This window comes from Pandoraea sp. PE-S2T-3 (assembly GCF_002179965.1).
In the GTDB taxonomy this organism is placed as follows: Bacteria; Pseudomonadota; Gammaproteobacteria; order Burkholderiales; family Burkholderiaceae; genus Pandoraea.
Map to the genome: position 1 here is coordinate 365,011 of NZ_NGUQ01000007.1, position 19,370 is coordinate 384,380.

At 65.5% G+C, this 19,370-nt stretch carries 16 protein-coding genes; 3 read left to right on the top strand and 13 right to left on the bottom strand.

Features of this window, described 5'->3' with window-relative positions:
- Positions 1–16 precede the first annotated feature (16 nt).
- The 3 genes from CDV46_RS03725 to CDV46_RS03735 form a co-directional block, all read right to left on the bottom strand.
- Positions 17–1,009, bottom strand: a complete 993-nt coding sequence (locus CDV46_RS03725) for a hypothetical protein (RefSeq protein ID WP_140413289.1) — start codon at positions 1,007–1,009, stop codon at positions 17–19.
- A 247-nt stretch (positions 1,010–1,256) separates the two neighbouring features.
- On the bottom strand, positions 1,257–2,567 hold the full coding sequence (locus CDV46_RS03730) for an MFS transporter (protein ID WP_170936070.1): 1,311 nt from the start codon (positions 2,565–2,567) through the stop codon (positions 1,257–1,259).
- Positions 2,564–3,760, bottom strand: coding sequence for a M20 aminoacylase family protein (locus tag CDV46_RS03735; protein ID WP_087721831.1), 1,197 nt, complete (start codon positions 3,758–3,760; stop codon positions 2,564–2,566). Before CDV46_RS03735 ends, CDV46_RS03730 begins: the two co-directional genes overlap by 4 nt.
- A 274-nt stretch (positions 3,761–4,034) precedes the next feature.
- Here CDV46_RS03735 and CDV46_RS03740 point away from each other — a divergent pair, with 274 nt between their 5' ends.
- From CDV46_RS03740 to CDV46_RS03750, 3 genes are all read left to right on the top strand, one after another.
- Complete coding sequence (locus CDV46_RS03740) at positions 4,035–4,955, top strand: LysR family transcriptional regulator (RefSeq protein ID WP_087690463.1); 921 nt, start codon at positions 4,035–4,037, stop codon at positions 4,953–4,955.
- 72 nt (positions 4,956–5,027) lie between these two features.
- A complete protein-coding gene (locus CDV46_RS03745; protein WP_249277649.1) occupies positions 5,028–6,446 on the top strand; it encodes a TAXI family TRAP transporter solute-binding subunit in 1,419 nt (472 codons plus the stop codon).
- A 153-nt stretch (positions 6,447–6,599) separates the two neighbouring features.
- Entirely contained in the window at positions 6,600–7,181 is a 582-nt protein-coding gene (locus CDV46_RS03750; protein WP_254915917.1) for a GNAT family N-acetyltransferase, read from the top strand.
- A 10-nt stretch (positions 7,182–7,191) separates the two neighbouring features.
- Here CDV46_RS03750 and CDV46_RS03755 read toward each other — a convergent pair whose 3' ends face one another.
- The 10 genes from CDV46_RS03755 to CDV46_RS03800 all read right to left on the bottom strand — a co-directional run bounded on the left by CDV46_RS03755 (position 7,192) and on the right by CDV46_RS03800 (position 19,195).
- A complete protein-coding gene (locus CDV46_RS03755; protein WP_087721832.1) occupies positions 7,192–7,929 on the bottom strand; it encodes a glutathione S-transferase in 738 nt (245 codons plus the stop codon).
- A gap of 60 nt (positions 7,930–7,989) precedes the next feature.
- Entirely contained in the window at positions 7,990–9,036 is a 1,047-nt protein-coding gene (locus CDV46_RS03760; RefSeq protein WP_407668816.1) for a diguanylate cyclase, read from the bottom strand.
- A gap of 13 nt (positions 9,037–9,049) precedes the next feature.
- On the bottom strand, positions 9,050–10,063 hold the full coding sequence (locus CDV46_RS03765) for a chemotaxis response regulator protein-glutamate methylesterase (protein ID WP_087690469.1): 1,014 nt from the start codon (positions 10,061–10,063) through the stop codon (positions 9,050–9,052).
- Entirely contained in the window at positions 10,063–12,507 is a 2,445-nt protein-coding gene (locus tag CDV46_RS03770; RefSeq protein ID WP_087721833.1) for a hybrid sensor histidine kinase/response regulator, read from the bottom strand. The genes CDV46_RS03765 and CDV46_RS03770 overlap by 1 nt, the downstream gene beginning before the upstream one ends.
- The gene (locus CDV46_RS03775; protein WP_176399001.1) at positions 12,504–13,190 is read right to left on the bottom strand and encodes a chemotaxis protein CheW; all 687 of its coding nucleotides are present in this window, start codon (positions 13,188–13,190) and stop codon (positions 12,504–12,506) included. Before CDV46_RS03775 ends, CDV46_RS03770 begins: the two co-directional genes overlap by 4 nt.
- Before the next feature lie 5 nt (positions 13,191–13,195).
- On the bottom strand, positions 13,196–14,674 hold the full coding sequence (locus CDV46_RS03780) for a CheR family methyltransferase (protein WP_087721835.1): 1,479 nt from the start codon (positions 14,672–14,674) through the stop codon (positions 13,196–13,198).
- The gene (locus tag CDV46_RS03785) at positions 14,671–15,174 is read right to left on the bottom strand and encodes a chemotaxis protein CheW (RefSeq protein WP_087721836.1); all 504 of its coding nucleotides are present in this window, start codon (positions 15,172–15,174) and stop codon (positions 14,671–14,673) included. Before CDV46_RS03785 ends, CDV46_RS03780 begins: the two co-directional genes overlap by 4 nt.
- Positions 15,175–15,210: 36 nt before the next feature.
- The gene (locus CDV46_RS03790; RefSeq protein WP_087690479.1) at positions 15,211–16,860 is read right to left on the bottom strand and encodes a methyl-accepting chemotaxis protein; all 1,650 of its coding nucleotides are present in this window, start codon (positions 16,858–16,860) and stop codon (positions 15,211–15,213) included.
- 164 nt (positions 16,861–17,024) lie between these two features.
- Complete coding sequence (locus CDV46_RS03795) at positions 17,025–17,855, bottom strand: 3-keto-5-aminohexanoate cleavage protein (RefSeq protein ID WP_087690480.1); 831 nt, start codon at positions 17,853–17,855, stop codon at positions 17,025–17,027.
- Positions 17,852–19,195, bottom strand: a complete 1,344-nt coding sequence (locus CDV46_RS03800) for an aspartate aminotransferase family protein (RefSeq protein WP_087721837.1) — start codon at positions 19,193–19,195, stop codon at positions 17,852–17,854. The genes CDV46_RS03795 and CDV46_RS03800 overlap by 4 nt, the downstream gene beginning before the upstream one ends.
- Between the last annotated feature and the right edge of the window lie 175 nt (positions 19,196–19,370).

A 19,370-nucleotide genomic window follows, 5' to 3' on the forward strand; every position in this document is an offset into this window, starting at 1 on the left:
GTCGCTGCGACTTGCGTCAGCGACGCATGGCTTCGAACGGTGCCGTCACGATCGGCGGCACCTGCCGGACGAGGTTCACGAGCCACAAGAATGCACTATCGAATGCGTCGTATCCGGCGGCGATACGGCGTGCTTCGATCTGGGCCTCGACGACCGTCGGTTTTCCGTGTTCGTGATTGACGTGATCCACAGCCACTGCACGGGTGGCAACGAGATGCGGCGGGTAGCCGTCCGTCGCCGCCCAGTCCTCCAGACCGGACACGTTATTGGCCTTGGCATGGATCATGACCGCCACATTGCTTTGCCGGGAGAGCTCGGCGACCAGATATTCCTCTTGGTTCATCGCGATCAGGCCGCTGAGTAATGCCCGCCCCTCATTCACATACTGTTGCGTCGGCACCTGCCTGAAGGCCAATGATCGCAGTTTGCCGATGTTGTAATACAGCGCCTGCATCGTGCCCGGCTCGAAACCACGCTCGGTGAGCAATAGTGACGGCAAGCGGTAAGCCATCAGCCGCTGGATGGACGCCGGCGATATGCCGTCCTCCGGCGCCTGATCGACCAATCTGCCAAGCAATGCCCGGTTGGACAGCGGTCCGTCGCCGTGCGCATTTGCAGCGCTCATCTCATAGATCAGATTGGTGAGGGTCTTGTTGACCAGCGGGTGATCGTAGATGCTGCGGCGCGTGCGCGCCCCGAGGTTCGCGTTCACCTGGGACACATCGCCAACCTCGAGACCATGCAACGCCGCAGTCACTGCCGCTGCGGCTCGGGCGGCGTCTGCCCGCAGCGGCATCGCGTCCGCCGACCGAAGATCGGCGGACAGCGACTGTGCCAGCCGTCCGTCCAACGCCGGGGATCGATCGTGCGCCCGCTGACTGACCACGGGCGCCAACGATGCGGCCGTGGCCGGAGACGCCGCGAAGGCAATCGGCATAACGGTTGCAAGCGGGGTGGCCAGCGGGGAAAAGACCGACGGCGAGAGGGTAGTTGAAGGGATGACCGGCATAGCGAGCGCTCCTGAAATGGCGTGCCGAACCCCTCGGCGCACCGTGCCCGGATCGTCCTCCGCCACGCGCCCGCCCACTATCGAAGACTGTCACCGGCTTGTCCCCGATCGAACGCACGGTGTGCATTCCCAATGCCCGGCACCGTCGTGTCATGACGCGGCTCGCGTCGCCTCCCGCAGAAAAACAAAAGGCGACGACAGTCTCCCGTCGTCGCCTCTGCGCAGCGATACCGTTAGCGCCGAACGATTACTCGTCGAGCACCTTGTTGCCGGTTTCTTCAAACATCGACACGGCGATGAGCGAGATCAGCACGCAGGCGATCATGTACCACGCCGGTGCCATCTTGTTGCCGGTCACGCGAATCAGCCAGCCCGCGACCAGCTGTGCGGTACCGCCGAAGAGCGACACGGCAATAGCGTAAGCACTCGACATGTACCCCGCACGCAGATGCTTCGGGAAGTTCTCCGGCATCAGCGCATAGGCCGGTGCCGAACCCATCGTGTAGCAGAACATCAGCACGACCAGCGCCGCCAGCACCACCGGCAGCGACGGGAAGTGCGTCATGACCCAGAACGCCGGGTAGAGCAGCACGATCAGCAACACACGGCCGGTGATCGTGAGCGGCTTGCGGCGGCCCATCTTGTCCGACCATGCGCCGTAGATCGGGCACATCACCAAAGAGATCGTGCTGGCCGCGACACCCGCGAGCATCGACATTTTCGGCGGCAGACCGAGGTACTGAATGCAGTACGTCGGCATGTAATACATCATCACGTACGTCGACACCGACATGCCCATGATCGAGAAGATCGTGAGGAACCAGTTACGCACGTACACGGCACGCTTCGGGTCATTGCGCCCGGCGACAACCTTCGCCTTGGGCGGCTCTTCCTGAATATGGCGACGCAGATAGATACCGACCGGCGCGATCAACGTGCCGAGCAGGAACGGAATACGCCAGCCCCAGTTGTGCATCGTGTCGTCGGAGAGCAGGAAGCCCAGACTCGCGGCAAGGCCCGAGCCGAGCAGCGCGGCTGCGCCCTGACTCGCCAGCTGCCAGCTCGCACGGAAACCACGGCTCTTCGCGCCGCCCACTTCCAGCAGCGTCGCCGTGGCAGCGCCAAACTCACCGCCCTGTGCGAAACCCTGCAACAGACGCGCGCCGACGATCAGCAACGGTGCAGCGATACCGATTTGCGCGTACGTCGGTGCCAGACCGATGGCGGCCGAACCGATGGCCATCAGGCCGATGGTGAGCGTAAGTGCAGGCTTGCGGCCGGCGCGATCGGCGTAGCGGCCGAGCACGATGCCGCCGAGCGGGCGCATCACGAAGCCCACGGCAAACACGGCGAACGCCAGCAGCGACGACGTGATCGGATCGTCCGACGGGAAGAACTGCTTGCCGATGGTCAGTGCAAAGTAGCTGTAGACCGTGAAGTCGAAGAACTCCAGCAGATTGCCGATGACCGCAGCGAATACGACCTTGCGCTGTTGCGCAGGTGTCATCGGCGAGGTGCTGGCGTCAGTGGCCGGAAACGATTGCGTTGCAGTGCTCATGCTCGGTCCTTCGCAAGGAAACGTTCGACCAGACGCGTCCAGAAGGCGGCCCCGATGGTCAGATTGTCGTCGTTGAAATCGTATTTGGCGTTGTGCAGCATCGGGCGGCCTTCGCCCACACCGTTACCGAGGCGAATGAAGCAGCCCGGCACTTTTTGCAGGTAGTACGCGAAGTCTTCGCTGCCGGCGATCGGCGGGAACGGCGAAATGATGTGCTCGTTGCCCACCAGTTCTTCGGCCACGCCACGGGCGAATTCCGTTTCGGCTTCGCTGTTCACGAGCACCGGGTACCCACGGATGTATTCGATCTCTGCCGTGCCGCCGTAGCCTTCGACATGCGTCGTGACCAGCGCACGGATGCGTTCTTCGAGTTTGGCGCGCACGGCTGCCGAGAACGAGCGCACGCTCATTTCCATCGTGGCCGATTCGGGAATCACGTTCGGTGCGAAACCGGCGTGGAACGTGCCGACCGTGACCACGGCGGCTTCGGTCGGATCGATGTTGCGTGCCACTACCGTTTGCAGCGCCATCACGAGGCTGCTGCCGATCATCACCGGATCGACGGCCAGATGCGGACGCGCGGCGTGACCGCCACGGCCATGAATCTTCACCTTCACGGTGTCGCACGCCGCCATCAACGGGCCGGCGCGGAAACCGAATGTGCCCGTGGCAACGCCCGGGTGGTTGTGCAGACCGAAAATCGCCTGACACGGGAAGCGCTCGAAGAGGCCGTCGGCAATCATCTGCTCGGCGCCGCTGTTCGAACCGGCTTCTTCCGCCGGTTGGAAAATCAGATTCACGGTGCCGTCGAAATTGCGCGTCCTGGCGAGTTGCTGCGCAGCGCCCAGCAACACGGTCGTGTGACCGTCGTGGCCGCACGCGTGCATCTTGCCGTCGTGCACGCTGGCGTAGGCGAGGCCGGTCTGCTCGTGAATCGGCAGCGCATCCATGTCGGCGCGCACGCCCACGGTGCGGCCGCTGGTGCCCGCGGTGAGCGAGGCCACCACGCCGTGGCCACCCACGTTGCGCGTGACCTGATATCCCCAACCCTCGAGCTTCTCCGCCACGTAACGTGACGTGTCGACTTCCTCGTAGGACAGTTCGGGATGTTGGTGGATATGGTGGCGGATGTCGGCCAGCTGCTCACGCGCGTCGGCCAGATCGCTCACCTCACAGAAGCGAATCTCACTCATCGGGGGGCTCCTCTCTATTTTTGAATACCGCGAAGTAGCGGAGTATTGCACCGACGAAAATTCCCACCCATGACGCAAACCCGTCCAAAATGTTGCTCTCAAAGCAACAATTGACGCCATGATGTCGGGAGATTTGTTGCGGCACCCATCCAGAAAATCATAACAAATCAACGATTTATGGTGAATTTCATTCATTTATGCAGCATCTGGGGTGGTGAGCGCTACGGCAGCCGCCTTGGGAACGAAATCGCTCGAACGGGACAGTGAAGCAGAGATGACGAACGACGCATGGATGGACGAGATCGGTGAGCGTCCGCTCAAGTACCTCACCGAGATTGCGAGCACGGGCGGCGTGCGCATGGCCGCCGAATCGCTCGGCGTGAACCCGTCGGTCGTCAGCCGGCAGATCGCCGCGCTGGAGCGCCGGTTACGCTTCCCGCTCATCGAGCGTCGCGGACGCAACGTGAGCGTGACCGAGATCGGTCAGGTGCTGATCGACTACTACCGCGACGGCCAGCGCCGCCAGCGCGACCTCTCGGCACGGCTGGAGGAATACCGGCATCTGAAGCGCGGACGGGTCGCCATCGGCGTGGGCGAAGGCTTCATCGGCAACCTGATCGCGCGCGCCCTGCAACGCTTCTCGATGACGTATCCGGACATCCTCGTCGAGATACGCTCCGGCCCCACACCCGTGGTGCTCTCGCTCGTGCGCGACGACGTCGTCGACATCGGCCTGTGCGTGCGCTCGGCAGACGACCCCGCCATGCGTATCCACCCGTTCGCTGCGAAACCGTTATGCGCGGTGGTCGCGCCGTCGCATCGCTTTGCCACCATGGCGAGCGTGCCGCCCACGGAGCTGGCCAACGAGCGGCTGATCTTCATGACCGAGGCCTACGGCGTGCAGCACTTCGTCCACTCCGTGCTCGAAACCGTGCGCCTCAACGTCATTCCGGCTTATCGGGTCGACCTGTTCAACACCGCGCAGACGCTGGCAGCCGCGGGACTCGGCGTGGCCTTCATGTCGGCGATCACCGCACGGCGCGGCATCGAACTGGGCGAACTCGTCGCGGTCCCCATCGACCATCCGATCGCGACCGGTTTCTCCAGCCAGATGATGACGCGGGTCGGCCGGCGGCTTTCCCCCGCGGCCGATCACCTCTGGAAGCAACTCGCGCAGAGTCTGGCCCAGCGCTGATCGGGCAATGACGCGGGACACTCACCGCAGATGGCGTATCATCGGCCGGGTGTTGGATATTCCTGCCTGCCGATGACGACCGACGAGAACCAACCCTCCGGGCCTGCCCACAAACGACTGCGTGCGCGCTTTGTCGCGATCTCCTGGCGCGACCTTGCCGTCTCTTTCGGCCCCGTCGTGCTTGTCGCCATCGCGGCCATCTGGCTCGCCGTGTGGCTCGTACAGCCCGCCCCGCCACGCACCATCACGATCAGCGCCGGACCGGAAGGCAGTTCGTTCTGGAACGCCGCGCAGCGCTACAAGACGATCCTCGCGCGCAACGACATCACGCTCAACGTGCTGACCTCCGAAGGCTCGCGCCAGAATGTGGAGCGTCTGGCAGACAGCAAGCAGAACGTCGATCTGGGTCTCGTACAAGGCGGTGTGTCGGGTGAGCTCGACATCGATGGCCTCGTCTCGCTCGGCAGCGTGTTCTACGCCCCGATTTCCGTGTTCTATCGCGGCCCGCGCGTCACCAAACTCTCCGACTTCACCGGCAAGCGAATTGCCATCGGCCGCGAAGGCAGCGGTGCCCGCGCGCTCGCGCTCGCCTTGCTCAAAGCTAACGGCATCGAGCCGGGCGGCCCCACCGATCTGACTTCGTACGACGGGCAGGAAGCCGCGCAGGCGCTGGTCGATGGCCGCGTCGATGCCGCCATGCTCTCGGGCGATACCGCCACCGGCCCGACGATGGGCAAGCTGATTCGCACCCCCGGCGTGCGGCTGATGGACTTTGCACAAGCCGACGCCTACACGCGCCGCTTCACCTATCTGAATCAATTGACACTGCCGCGCGGCGTGTTCGATCTCGGCAAGAATCTGCCCGCGCAGCCGGTGCACGTCATCAGCCCCACGGTCGAACTCGTGGCGCGCGACAGCCTGCACCCGGCGCTCTCCGATCTACTGATCGAAGCCGCCCGCGAAGTGCACGGCAAGGCCAACCTGCTGCAACGCGCCGACGAATTCCCGTCTTCGCAAGTGCACGAGTTTCCGCTCTCCGACGACGCCGCGCGCTACTACAAGTCAGGCAAGGGCTTCCTGTACCGGCATCTGCCGTTCTGGGTGGCGAGCCTCGCCGATCGCATCGTCGTATTGCTCGTGCCGATCATCGTGGTGCTGATTCCGGCGTTCCGGCTGGTGCCGTCGCTGTATAGCTGGCGGGTGAAATCGCGGCTGTATCGCTGGTATGGCGCGCTCATTGCGCTGGAGCGCGAGGCGCTCGCCGACGATGCGCACACCGAGTACAAGAGCCTGCGTCACCGGCTCGATGCGATCGAGGCGGCCGTGAACCGGCTGAAGATTCCGCTCGCGTATGCCGACCAGTTCTACGTGCTGCGCGAACACATCGGTTTCGTGCGGCAGCGGCTCGATGCCATGAATGCCGAACCCGTACCGCAACCAGACGCTGCGGGCGATTCGGACAGCGCCCCGGCGCCGACCGGTCACGCTTAGCCCATCTCAAAGCGATGCTTATGCATGTCATAACCATCACAAGCTTTTCTTATGGACCGGTGCAGCGCAAACTGCGGCAATGTTTCGGGCGGGGATGCCAGTCATCCCGGCCTATCCTGCCCACCGTAAGCGCCTTAGCTGCCGAAAGTCCGTATGCCGTTGCTCGCCATGACCTCCGCTCCCGTGCCTGCTCCCACTGAGAAGGCGCTTGCCGCTTGCGTCGCTCGCCCCGTGCGCGACGACGATCTCCCCGCTATCACGGCCATCTATGCCCACCACGTGCTGAACGGTTCGGCCTCGTTCGAAGAAGTGCCACCGGGTCAGGCGGAGATGCACGCGCGGTGCGCCAAGGTGATCGATGCGGGGTTGCCGTATCTGGTCGCAGAACGTGACGGCAAAGTCCTCGGCTATGCGTATGCCACACATTACCGGCCGCGCTCGGCCTATCGTTTCACGCTGGAAGATTCGGTGTATCTGGCCCCCGATGCCATCGGACAGGGCGTGGGCCGCACGCTGCTGCTCGCGCTCATTGCGCGCTGCGAGGGCGGGCCGTGGCGGCAACTGATCGCCAACGTGGGCGATAGCGGCAACGCGGCGTCACTCGGCTTGCATGCGTCGTGTGGCTTCGTGCACGCGGGCACGCTCAAATCCGTCGGCTTCAAGTTTGGCCGCTGGGTCGACACGGTACTCATGCAACGCCCGCTCAACACGGGTGACGCCACCCTGCCGGAGTAAGCCGCGCGCGTCAGAACGGCGACGCGCGGTCCAGTTCCTTGTAATGCCGGAAGATGCCCGTCGTGTTGAACGCGATGCGTCGTGGCGACTTCAGATACGCCGCGATACGGGGCTGCCGCGCCACGCCGTCGTGCACACCCTGACAGCGCGGATACGCCTTCGCAAAACCCGCCATGGCGCGCGGGAATGCGTAATTCAACCCGGCAATCAGTTGAAACAACGACAGATCCGCGTACGACATCGCGCGCTCTGAGAGCCATCCGCCTGCGTGGGGATTGTTGGTCAGCACCCGCTCGAAATAATCGAAGAACTTGGGCAGACGATAGTCGATCAACTCGGCGGTGCGCTTGCGCGCTTCGGCCCGTTGGTTGCTGTAGTAGAGCCTGCTGGAGATCGGATGATGGCCGTCGTGCACCTCGGCGACGAGATCGGCCAGCGTGAGTTGCAACTGATTGACGAAGCGGCGGGCGCGCGGCGATTCGCCGACGAGACCCAATACCGGCCCCAGAAACGCGAGGATGTTGGCTGTCTGGCCGATCAACTCGCCGTCCGCACGCAGGAACGGCGGCGCGAAGGGCGGATCGGTGCAGGCGGGGTCATCCATCGTGTGCAGCATGCCGTCCATGCCCTGCCCCGGCCCCTCGCCTTGCACGATTTCCACGAACGGCGTGCCGGTCGCTTCGAAGGCCAGCCGGACAAACTCGCCGCGCCCTTGCAGACCCGGCCAATAGAACAGTTCGAAGGTCATGCCACCTCCTCAGGCTGTTTCAGGCCAGCGAATCGCGCTTCACACGTCACGCATCGCGCATTACGCGACGCCCGGTTGCATCTCCACACGATTCTTGCCCTGTTGCTTGGCGCGATAGAGCGCCAGATCCGCCGACTCGATGAGCGAGGTCGACGCCATGTGCGTGCGCGGCACCAGCGCCGCACCGCCGAGACTGATCGTCACATTGCGGCCGTTGGCCGAGCCGACGTGCGGGATGCCCATCGCATCGATCTGCGCGCGCACCTTCTCCGCAATGATGGCGGCCCCGGCCGACGACGTATTCGGCAACACCATCACGAACTCTTCACCGCCGAAGCGCGCGGCCAGATCGGCGGGACGCGTCGCCGAATCGGCCAGCGTCTGGGCCACGCGGCGCAACACGTCGTCGCCTGCGATGTGGCCATAGGTGTCGTTATAGATCTTGAAGTTGTCGACGTCGATCATCAACAACGCCAACTCGCGCTGTTCACGCAGCGCGCGACGCCATTCCGCGCCGAAGTACTCGTCGAAGTAGCGGCGATTGGCCAGCCCCGTGAGCCCGTCGGAATGCGTGAGCCGTTGCAGTTCCAGATTCGTTTCGAGCAATTGCTGCTGGCTCTCGCGCAGCGCCCGGTAAGCCTCGTCGCGTTGCAGCAGGTTCATGTACGAGCGCGAGTGATAGCGCAAACGCGCGACCAGTTCGATGGTGTCGGGCAGCTTGACCAGATAGTCGTTCGCACCGGCCGCGAACGCTTCACGCTTGATCGTCGACTCTTCTTTGGTCGAGAGCACGATGATCGGAATATCGCGCGTGAGCGGGCTCGACCGGTACTGCCGCACGAGCGACAGGCCGTCGGTGCCCGGCATCACCAGATCCTGAAGAATCACGGTCGGGCGTGTTTGTTCGGCCACGCGAAGCGCTTCGTCGGGATTCGAACAATAGTGGAAGTCGATGTTCGGCTCGCCTGCCAGCGCGCGGCGGATCGCTTCCCCGACCATCGCCTGATCGTCGACAAGCAACACCATTGCCGACGAATCGTTCAGGCTGCTCTCGGAGCCGGTCGGCAGGGCGGCGGGCGGCGTGGGTTGGCGTGGGGTTGTTGTCATGATGTGCGTCCTGTCAAACAGTGCCAAACAGCGTAATCAATTGCGGCGCGATGGTCGTGAGCGGCAAGATTTCGGAAGCCGCGCCAGCCTCCGCCGCCGCCTTGGGCATGCCATACACGGCACTCGTCGCGCGATCCTGCGCGATGGTGATGAAGCCGCGCGTGCGCATGGCACCCAGCCCGGCCGCCCCGTCGCGTCCCATGCCCGTGAGCAGCACGCCCACGGCACGAGCGCGCCAGCATTCGGCCACGCTTTGCAGAAATACATCGATGGAGGGCCGGTACACGGCGCTCTTGGGTTCGTCGGAATACCCGCAACGCCCGCTCGCATCCAGACGCAGATGCCGGTTGCCGCCCGCGAGCAGCACTTCACCCGCCACCGGCCGGTCACCTGCTTGCGCCAGCCGGACGGTGAGCGGCGTCTGCTGATCGAGCCATGCTGCCATGCCGGGCGCAAACGCGTCGTCCACGTGCTGGACAACGATCACACCGGCCGCAAAATTCGCGGGCAACCGGCCAAGCAACGTCGCCAGCGCGGCCGGTCCGCCCGCCGATGCGCCGATGGCGATCAGTGCGTCGGTGCGCGGCGTGATCGGCGGCGCGACGGGGGCGACCGGCACGACGGCATTGGCCTCGGCCTGTTGTGCGGCCACCGCATCGATCTTGGAAAGCAAGGAAGACGCCGGACGCGCCAGATCCGAACCGCCCAACACGGGCGTGTCGACCGCATCGACGGCACCGGCGCCCATCGCGTCGAACACCAGACTCGCGTGGTGGCCCACGTCGGAGGTCACGATCAGAATCGGGCACGGCGTGCGGCGCATGATCTCGCGCGTGGCCGCCACGCCGTCCATCACCGGCATCACCAGATCCATCAGCACGAGATCCGGCGGCACCGGCGCACACATCGACACCGCCTGCGCGCCGTCGTAAGCCACCCAGGCCACCTCCAGCCCCGGGCGCTGCGCAAGCGTGCGGCGTAGCGCTTCTACGGCGATGACCGAGTCGTTCACGATACCGATCTTCATCACTGCGCCTCCCCGATGAGATCCACCACCGCACGCAGGAGCGCGTCGTCGTGGAAACTGCCCTTCGCGAGATAGTAATCCGCACCGGCATCGAGCCCGCGCTGGCGATCCTCCTCGCGATCTTTGTATGAAACGATCATGACCGGCAAATCAGCCGTGCGCGCGTCGCGCTTGATCAGCGTCACGAGCTCGATGCCGTCCATGCGCGGCATGTCGACGTCGGTGATCACCATGTCGAATGTCTCGCTGCGCACGGCATTCCAGCCGTCCATGCCGTCGACGGCCACACTCACGTCGTAGCCGCGCGCGGCCAGCAGTTTGCGTTCGAGTTCGCGCACGGTCAAGGAGTCGTCGACCACCAGCACGCGCTTGCGCACCGCCACCCCACCCTGCGCCGCACGGGCGGGCAGACGCTCCAGCGAGCCGGTCTCTACGGCCTTCGCGATGGAGCGCAACAAGTCGGCCGGATCGATGATGAGCAACGGCGTGCCGTCTTCCGCCAGCGCACCGGCGGCAATGTTCGGCAGCTTGCCCAGCCGCGCATCGAGCGGCTGCACGACGAGCATGCGTTCGCCGAGAAACTTGTCGACGGCCAGTCCGTAACGCGCCTCGCCGTCGCCGATCACCACGACCGGTTGCGCACCGGGTGCCGCGACCGGCTCGCTGCCGTAGAGCACTTGCCGCGCGCTGACGACACCGATCTGACGGCCGTCGAGCGTGAAGTGCGGCCGGCCTTCGAGCATTTCGATGTGCTCGGGCGCGAGGGCAAGCGTGCGCGACAGACTCGCCAGCGGCAACGCGTAGGATTCGCCGCCAATCTCCACGAGCAGGCTGCGCACTACCGACAACGTGAGCGGCAGTTGCAGCACGAACTTCGTGCCGCGCCCCGGCGAGTGCTCGATGCGAACCGTGCCGCGCACGGCAGCGACCATCGCGCGCACAGCATCCAGCCCCACGCCTCGCCCCGAAACATCGGTCACGGTGTCGCGCAGCGTAAAGCCGGGAAGCATCAGGAATTCGAGCAGTTCGTTGTCGTCGAGCCGCTGCGCCGTTTCCATCGTCACCAGACCGCGCGCCACGACCGCGTCGCGCACCCGGTCGAGATCGATGCCCGCGCCGTCGTCGGCGACACTCACCAGCAGCAGCCCGGCGCTGTGGCGCGCACTGAGCGTAATTTTGCCTTGCGCCGGCTTGCCCGCTGAGAGGCGCTGTGCCTGACTTTCCAGACCGTGATCGACGGCGTTGCGCAGCAAATGTCCAAGCGGGGCTTCGAGCTGATCGAGAATGTCGCGATCGACCTGCGTATCTGCACCGCGAATATCGAGCTGCGCAGGCTTGCCGAGCGAGCGGCCCAGATCGCGCACCATGCGGGCAAAGCCACCCAGCCGGTCGCCGAGCGGGCGCATGCGGCAGGCGAGCGCTTCGTCGTAAAGGCGCTGCGAGAGCTGGGTCGAGCGCCGGTCGAACTGATCGAGTTCGTGCAGTTGCTCGCCGAGCAACTGACTGCCGACGCCGAGCGCGCGGCGCAGGTCCGCCAGTGCACTCAAGAGTGTCTGACGGTCTTCATCGTTGCTGGCCGCGTGCGTCAGCGCCGTGCTCATGCGATCGAGTGCCTCGCCTGCTTCATGCTGATGACGCTTCAGCCGCTGCAACGATTGTGCAAACGGTTGCGACCAGCGCGAGGCCACGAGCGCTTCGCTCGACAACCGCAGCAGGCGGTTCAACGTGTCGGCCGACACGCGCAACGCACGGGCAGCGTTGTCGCCTTCGCCCGCGTCATGCTGGTCGTCAGCGTCGTAGGCGCCCGGCAGTCCCATGATGCTGTCAGCCTCACGGGGTTGATTCATCTCGCTCAGCGATGCCAATGCGGGCGCGATCGGCTCACTGGTCGATCCGGTCGATCCGGTCGATCGGGACTGCCCGATGCCGGTCACTGCGGCTGACGGTGCGGGCGTTGCCGGTTGCGCGTCCTGCGACGACAAACCGTAGCTCGCATAGTCGAACGCTTCGGGTGCGTTGCCCGTGGTGTTCTCGGGCAGCTCGGCAAGTTGCGCTGTCAGCGTGGCGACAAACGTGTCGATCTCCGCTTTGCCTGCGCCTTGCGCCCATCCCATGTCGCCGCCCGGCGGGTGCGCCATGCGCATGAGCAGATCGACACCCTGTAACAGCTTGTCGATGTAAGCGGTGTCCAACCGGAGCGTGCCGCGCTGCGCTGCGACAAAGGCGTCTTCCAGCACGTGAGCCAGCGCCACACCAGCGTCGACGCCGACGATGCGCGCCGCCCCCTTGAGCGAGTGCGCCGCGCGCATGCACGCCTCAAGCCGCGTGGCGTCGGTTGGCGTGCGCTCCAGTGCGAGCAGTCCGTCGCCGAGCACTTGTGCCTGCGTCTCCGTTTCCATCCGGAACAGATCGAGCAACGAGGCGTTTTGCAGATCGTCGCTCATCCAAGGCTCCGGTCGAAAGCCGCGCCCACACGCGCCGGGTCCAGCAAGCCCACGACACGCTCGCGCCAATGCAGCACCGCATGGGCGAAGCCATCGGACGCACCGAGTGCCGTCGCGGGCACCGTGCCCAACGCGCTGCTCGCAGGCGTCACCGTGCCATGGACTTCCGTGACGGGGAATGCACTCAGATGCGCGCCATGACGCATGGCCAGCAGGCGCGATGTACTGGTGCGCCACGTGTTCGCCGGTGTTGCCTGCGTCGCCAGCGGTTGGGCCGCAGGCTGCACGCCGAGCAATTCGCCGAGCGACACGCACGGCACGAGCGCACCGCGCAGATTGACCAGCCCGAGCAGCGCGCGCTGACGATGCCCCGGCACCGTGTGCCATGCGCGCATCGGCGAGACTTCTTCGATGACGGAAGCCGGCAGCGCCAGCCATTCGTCCGCCAGACGGAACAACAGCAGCGCCGCCCCGCGCGAGGTCGACTCGTCGTGTGCTGCGGCACGCCATGGTGCCGGATCAGCGGGCACGACGGGCAACCGGTCGAGCAGATCGGCGGCCTGCCGATGCAGAGCACCATCACTCAACAAGGCCGACCGGCGCGCGCCAGCTTGACGGCCCGCCTCGGGGCTGTCTTGCAATGCGGGCTCGCGCGGCGGTTCGCCGGCCGTGGTGTTCGTCATGTCAGTCATCGATGTCTGGCCCCGTGGCGGTGTGCATCATGAGGGGCGTCTGCCGTGCGGTCTGCCGGCCCGGCCCGGCCGGCGCGCTCTGCACGTTCGCGCAGGCGACGTGCGCCAGCCGCATCGCCTCGCGCATCGAGTTGTGCTGCGCAATGCACGAGCGCTTCGTAGTGGCCCGGATCGAGATAGAGGGCACGGCGGTAATGCACGAGTGCCTGCTGCGCGTCGCCGCGCGCGTCTTCCACCAGTCCCAGCAAATACTCCGCCTGTGCATTGGCACGGTCGGTGGCGAGCACCGTTCGGCACAACGCAATGGCGCGCGCGAAATCGCCCGCATCGGCCAGTGTCTGCGCCTCTTGCAGTTGCGCCGCAATGTCGGGGGTCTGCGCAGATCGGCGGGACGCGGTCGTACCCACGCGCGAGGTTTCAGGAGCGACCGGATTGCCAAACGCTCGCGCACCGGGTGTTGCCGTCGGCGCTGGCGGAACCGCTGGCGTCGCAGGCATCGTGTTCGGCGCGGGGAACACCGGCGTCACCTGCGCAGCATGTCCGCGCCGATGTTGAATGGCGTCGAACGTCCGTGTCGGTGACTGCGTGCTGAACGTCGACAGCGTGCCCGTGAGGGGCGCCGCTCCGACGGGTGATGACGTCACGTCGCGCTGCGGCCCTGCCAATCGGAACGAAAACGCCTGCACGTGACCCGTCGACGACAAGCCGTTGGACGTGAGCGAACCACCCTCGGCGGGCCCGGCAAACAACGTCGCGCCCATGCGCATCAGCCGCTCCAGCGCGGCAATCGCGCGGCGCTGGCCTTCCCGGTCGAAATAGATCAGCACATTGCGGAAGAACACGAAGTCGAACGTCCCCAGCCGGTCGACGAGCGTGGGGTCGAACAGGTTGCCCGCATGCCAGCGAATCGGCGGACGCAGCGCGCCGTTCACGCGATAGGTCTCGCCCTGCGGCGTGAAGTAGCGATCACGGAACAGCAGATTGGCAACCGGCCCCCGAAACGAGTTGCGTCCATACACGCCTTCGCGCGCGATCGTGAGCGCGCGTTCGCTGATGTCGAGCGCATCGATGGTGAAGTCGCCCACCTGAAAGCCCGCATCGAACAACGTCATCGCCATCGAATACGGTTCTTCGCCAGTGGCGCAGGGCAGGCTCAACAGTCGCAACGCCTGACCTTCGCGCACGGTGCCACGTCGCGCGGCGCGTTCTTCGGCCGCCATCTGGGCGAGCGCCGTGAACGCCTCGCGATGCCGGAAGAACCACGTCTCGGGCACGACCACCGCTTCGATCAGCGCCTGCAATTCCTGCGGCGACTGTTGCAGCAGTTGCCAGTAGGTCGACGTGTCGTTTGTCTCTGGGGACAGCACCGCCAGCCGGGCGCGCACAGCACGCTCGATGGCATTCGCGCCGAGCGTGCCCGCGTCGAGCCCCATCGTGTCGCGCAGCAAGCGCTCGATCTGTTGCACGGGGCTCATGACGCGGCCTCCGACGGCGTATCGTGTTCGGGCGCATCGCAAGCGTCACGTGCGGCGTCGAACAGCAACGCCCGCGCTTCGTCGGTAAGCAACTGGTCTACGCGCACCCACTGCACCAGACCTTCCTCCGTATCGAGGACGGGGCCGAGATAGCGGCCCTCGGGCAGATCGACGCCACTCGCGCGGAATGCCTGCGCGTCGGCGCGCAAGGTATCGGTGGCCCGCTCCACGAGCACGCCCAGACGCCGCGCGTGCGGACCCGGTTCGGGGTAGTGCACGAGCACGAGACGGGTCGAGCGGCGCGCGGGCGCCGCCGTGCCTGTTGCGAGATGAGTCAGATCGAGCACCGGCACCGGTTCGCCGCGATAGCTGAACGCACCGGCCACCCAGGCGGGTGCGGCGGGCAAGCGCTTGAGCGCGAGCCACGGCAGCACCTCGGCCACGTGACTGGCCTCAATGACGTAGTGATCGGTGGCAATGGCAAAACGCAGGAACAGCATGGCGGTGTCCGCGAATAGTCAAAATGCGTGTGGCAATCAAACCAGCCCTGCGGGCGTGCTCGACAGCACCTTGAAACGCGACACGCCGCTCTTGAGTCCGTTGGCGACGTGATTGAGTTCTTCGATAGCCTGACTCGACTGCTGCAACGACTCGGCCGTCTGCTGCGCCGCTTCCGAGAGCTGCACGAGTGCCTGATTGATCTGCTCGGCGCCGGTGGCCTGCGCCTGCATGCCCTCGTTGACGACCTGGAAGCGCGGCGGCAGCGTCTGCACCTGCGCAATGATCTGCGCGAGCTGATCGCCCACCTGACGCATCTCGTCCATGCCGCGCCGCACTTCCTCGGCGAACTTGTCCATGCCCATCACACCGGCCGACACCGCAGACTGAATCTCTTTGATCATCTGCTCGATGTCGTAGGTCGCCACCGCCGTCTGATCGGCGAGGCGGCGAATCTCGGTCGCCACCACGGCAAACCCGCGACCGTACTCACCGGCCTTTTCGGCTTCGATGGCGGCATTGAGCGAGAGCAGATTAGTCTGATCGGCCACCTTGGTGATGGTGGTCACGACCTGATTGATGTTGCCGGCCTTCTCATTGAGGATGCCCAGCTTGCCGTTCACCGAACCCGCCGCTTCCATCACGTGACGCATCGCGTCTTCCATGCGCGTGAGGCCAACGTGGCCGGTACCGGCCAGCGACGCCGCGTGGTCGGCCACACCAGCCACTTCGGTCATGGTGCGGGCGAGGTCGCGCGAGGTGGCGAAGATTTCGCGCGAGGTCGCGCCGATTTCCGTGGTCGTGGCGGCCGTCTCGGAGGCCGTGGCCTGCTGCTGACGCGAGGTGGCGGCAATCTCGGTCACGGAGGTCGTCACTTGCAGCGCCGACTTCTGCGCCTGTCCGACCAGCCCGGTCAACTCGTCCGTCATGCGGTTGAAGCCCGCTTCGAGCGCGCCGAACTCGTCGCGCCGGTCCAGATCGAGACGCTTGGTCAGGTCGCCGGAGCGCATGACTTCAAGAATCTGCATCACGTTCGCGAGCGGCACGCTGACCGCCTTGAACAGCAACCAGCCGCACAGCACCGCACAACCCAAGGCGACGGCCAGCGTAATGAGCAGCGTGGCCTTCGCGGCAGTCACTGCCTCGGCAATGTTGTGAGTCGCTTCGTCAGCGAAGGTCTTGTTGGTGTCGACCAGCCGCTGGATCGCGGCGCGCCCACGTCCCCATTCCGGGTAAAGCTGTTCGGAGAGCATGGCGCGGGCGGCGGGCATCTGGCCGTTGGCCACGAGCTTGAGCACTTCGTTGCCGATGCGGCCGTACTGCTGGCGAACGCCGCGCACTTCGTCGTATTGCATGCGGTCGACCGCACGATTGACCGTGTTGCCGTAGTCCTTGATCCAGCCGTCGATCTTGGTGTCGGCCGCACGCAGCGCGTCGAGGTCGACGGCGCGCGCCTTGTCGTTGTCGTCGATCGCGACCACTTGTTGCAGCAGCTGGTAGCTCTCGAACCACGCACCGCGCAGCATGGTGCTGTAGTACAGACCCGGGGTGGAGTCGGACTCCACGCTGAACGCTTCGCGCTCAATGGCGGCGAGACGCGTGTAAGCGACGCCGGCCATCAGCGCCATCAATGCGAGGATCAGGCCAAAACTGGCCAGAATGCGATGTCGGATCGACCAGTGTTTCACGCCGCGCTCCCGTGTCGGTGTTCGCGCCCGGCGCCGCACAGGGCGACACGAGGCTTTTTGAGGTAACGCCGATTCTATTACAGCGGCACCCCGGGGCGGCGGCGGTCTAAACGTCTATTTGGCCTTATTTCGCGTCATCCCCGGGGTTTCCCCCGAGGGATAGCTCAACGAGTGAGTTCGCGCAGCGCGTCGGCGGACATCGGCACCAATGCCAGCGGGGTTGCCGCGGCACGCAACACGTCGAGCGACGCGGCATTGCCCGGCGAAACGCTGCCGTCGGGCAAATACAGGTTGTTCTCGAAACCGATGCGGGCGTGGCCGCCCTGCAACACCGCCGCCAGCGCACATTCCGCCTCGCGCGGGCCAAAGGCGCACATCGCCCAAGGCGTGGCGCCGGCATGCTCGCCACCGGCCTGCCACGCCGAAAGGAATGGCAAGAGATCCGACGGCGCCGACAACTGCCCCAAGCTGTACCGCCCCAGCACGAACAGCACCCAATGGCGGCCCGGGCGAATCGCGCCCTTGGCGCGCAGGCGCCAGTAGTGCGCCACGTCCTCCGCGTCGTACAGGATGTACTGCGCGACGATGTTCTCCTGCCACATCCATTCGAAGAACGCCTCGGCCGCCGGGCCGTGCGCGGCGTCGGGCAACACTTCGCGCAGTGCCACGGAGATCGCTTCCGGGCGCAGTGCGTGCACCGTCGCGATCTGCTGTTCGGGGGTGTAGATGCCGACGGCTTCGGTGGTGACCTGAAGCACCAGCGCGTTGCCGACGGCGCGGCGCACCGCTGCGATACCCGCCACGTAATCGGGCACTTCGAGGCTATGCGTGCCATCGGCCTTGCGCACGTGCAGGTGAATCATGGCCGCGCCCGCGTCGAGACACGCCTTCGCGCACGCGCCAAGCTCGTCGGGCGTCACCGGCAGTGCCGGGTGATCGGCGTGCGTGCGACGGGCGCCGTTCGGGGCCACCGCCAGAGCGTAGGCGCGCGTCATGCCGCGGCCCCTGCCGAAACACCGGTCACGTCGGCCACGGCCGCCGCCAGCAATTCGACGATCCGGTCGATGTCCTTCGGCTGGCAGATGAACGGCGGCGCGATCAGCGCATGGTCGCCATGCACGCCGTCGACGGTGCCGCCCATCGGGTAGATCAACAGGCCGCGCGCCTTGGCAGCCGCCTTCAGACGAGCGTTCATCTTGTCGGCCGCCGGCAGCGTCTGCTTGGTCGCACGGTCGGCCACAAACTCGACCCCGACGAACAAGCCACGGCCGCGCACATCCCCCACGTTAGGGTGATCGGCGAAGACTTCCCGCAAACGGGTGCGCAGTTGCTCGCCGCGCGCCTTCACGTTGTCGAGCAGATGCTCGTCGGCAATCGTGCGTTGCACGGCCAGCGCCGCCGCGCACGCCATGGCGTGGCCCAGATACGTGTGACCGTGCTGGAAGAAGCCGGAGCCGTCGACGACGGCGTTGTAAATCTTGTCGGAGCAGAGCATGGCGCCGATGGGCTGATAGCCTGCGCCGAGGCCCTTGGCGATCACCAGAATGTCGGGCACGACGCCGTCTTCTTCGCAGGCGTACAGATACCCCGTGCGGCCCATGCCCGACATCACTTCGTCGAGCAGCAGCAGCACGCCGTACTTGTCGCACACGGCGCGGATGCGCTTGAAATAGTCGCCCACCGGCGGCACCGCACCGGCCGTGGCGCCGACCACGGTTTCTGCCACGAACGCGATCACGGTGTCGCCGCCGAGTTCGAGAATCTTGTTTTCCAGTTCGTCGGCGAGACGCTGCACGTACGCGTCGTCGGTCTCGCCCTCATGGCGCTCGCGATAGGCGAAGCATGGCGAGACGTGATGCGCCGGCACCAGCAACGGCAGGAACGGCTCGCGACGCCAGGCGTTGCCGCCGATGGCGAGCGCGCCCAGCGTGTTGCCGTGATAGCTCTGGCGGCGGGCGATGAAAAATTGGCGCTGCGGCTGGCCGATTTCGACGAAGTACTGACGCGCCAGCTTGAGCGCCGCTTCGACGCCTTCGGAGCCGCCGCTCAAGAAATAAACATGGTTCAGATCGCCGGGGGCGCTGGCGACGAGCGTATCGGCCAGTTGCTCGGCCACTTCCGTCGTGAAGAACGAGGTATGCGCATAGGCCAGTTGCGCAGCCTGCTGCTGCATCGCTTCGATCACGCGCGGGTGGCCATGCCCGAGGCACGACACGGCCGCGCCGCCACAGGCGTCGAGATAGCGCTTGCCGGTGCTGTCGATCAGCTCGATGCCCTCGCCGCCGACGGCGACGGGCAGCGTCTGGCGCGGATTGCGGTGAAACACGTGAGTCATGCCATAACCCCTGACGGAAAGAATGCGCGCGCCAGCGTTCGCGACGCGCCAACAATGTCGCCAAGTGTAGGCTCAGCGTCGGCCGTTTGCAACATATGTTTCACGCATTTTAACATCGCAACATTCGCGCAACAGCGTTACCACACCTGCCATTTCCCCGCACGGCAAGCGTCTG